The sequence below is a fragment of the Streptomyces sp. NPDC001663 genome, assembly GCF_042893105.1.
Classification (GTDB): domain Bacteria; phylum Actinomycetota; class Actinomycetes; order Streptomycetales; family Streptomycetaceae; genus Streptomyces.
In genome coordinates this window covers 1-1,365 of sequence record NZ_JBIAUR010000057.1, presented here as the reverse complement: position 1 = coordinate 1,365, position 1,365 = coordinate 1, and the positions used below count along the sequence as shown (strand labels likewise).

At 71.9% G+C, this 1,365-nt stretch carries 1 protein-coding gene; it reads right to left on the bottom strand.

Annotation, left to right across the window (positions count from 1 at the left end; all coding sequences use genetic code 11):
- Positions 1-85 precede the first annotated feature (85 nt).
- Positions 86-1,330 carry an NAD(P)/FAD-dependent oxidoreductase gene (locus ACFY1L_RS55995; protein ID WP_388843387.1) on the bottom strand — a complete coding sequence of 415 codons (1,245 nt, stop codon included), beginning with the start codon at positions 1,328-1,330 and terminating at the stop codon, positions 86-88.
- Positions 1,331-1,365 lie beyond the last annotated feature (35 nt).

Sequence of the window (1,365 nt, the reverse complement as noted above, 5' to 3'; positions counted from 1 at the left end):
GCGTCGTCGGCGAACTCCGCGGCCGTGCGGCCGTACACCTTGCCGACCTCGGTCAGACCGACCCCGGCGATCGCCGCGCCGCCCATCAGGACACCGTCGCGGTCGGGTGAGCCTGCTCGTCGAGGGTGCGGGCGAAGTCGAGCGCCTCGGACCAGGAACAACCGCGGGCGATCATCATCCGGTACTTCATGATGTGCGTCGGGTGCTCGATCGCCAGCGCGCCGGTGAGACGGTCGCCGGTGCGGTACAGCGCCACCCACCGCCCGTCCTCCGGATCACCGGCCACCACCCGTACCTCGTCCGCCGGGGAGAGTCCGACGAACTGGATGCGCGTCTTGTACCAGTCCGACCAGAAGTAGGGGACCGTGGAAAACGGCTTCGCCTGCTGCGGGTGCAGGGCGTTGAACGCGGCGGCGGCACCCTGCTCGGCGGCGCTGGTCCAGTTCTCCAGCCGCATCGACTGCTCGAACAAAGGGTTGTGCCAGTGCGCAATATCGCCCGCCGCGTACACCCCGGGCACCGACGCGGCCAGCGTCCGGTCGCAGCGCACACCGTTACCGAGCTCCAGGCCCGAGCCCTCCAGCCAGGAGGTGGCCGGGTCGGCGCCCACACCCGAGACCACCAGGTCTGCGCGCACGGTGCTGCCGTCCGCGAGGTCGACGGCCAGTCCGTCACCGTCCCGGCGGATCTCCCGTACACCCACTCCGCGCCGCAGGTCGGTACCCGCCCGCTCGTGCAGCGCGGCACACGCCACACCCATCTCGTCACCCAGCGCCCGGCGCAGCGGCACCTCCGCCGCCTCCACCACCGTCACCGACAGACCCCGTTCCCGGGCCGAGGAGGCGACCTCCGAGCCGATGAACCCGGCGCCGATGACCACCAGCCGGGCCCCGCCGTCGAGCGCCCGGCGGACCGCCACCGCGTCGTCCACCGTCCGCAGGGTGTGGACGCCGGCGAGGTTCTCCGTGCCCGGCAGGACCCGGGCGACCGCCCCGGTGGCGATGACCAGCGCGTCGTACGGAACCAGGTCGTCGCCGTCCACCAGCACCGCACGGTCCTCGGTGTCCAGAGCGGTGGCCGGCGCTCCGAGCCTCAGCTCGACACCGAGCTCGTCGCGCAGGGCCGCCTCGGCACGGAACGTGGTGCCCACGGGAACGGCCGGCTCGGCCGCCAGATAGGCCTTGGAAAGAGGCGGACGGTTGTAGGGCAGGTGCTCCTCCGCACCGATCAGCGTGACGGAACCAGTGAAACCGCTGCGACGAGCACTCTCCACGGCACGCAGCCCCGCCAGAGAGGCACCTACGACGACCAGTCGCCGGGATTCACTCATGACAGTCACTCCCCCACCAGCCGGAGGGCCTCGGT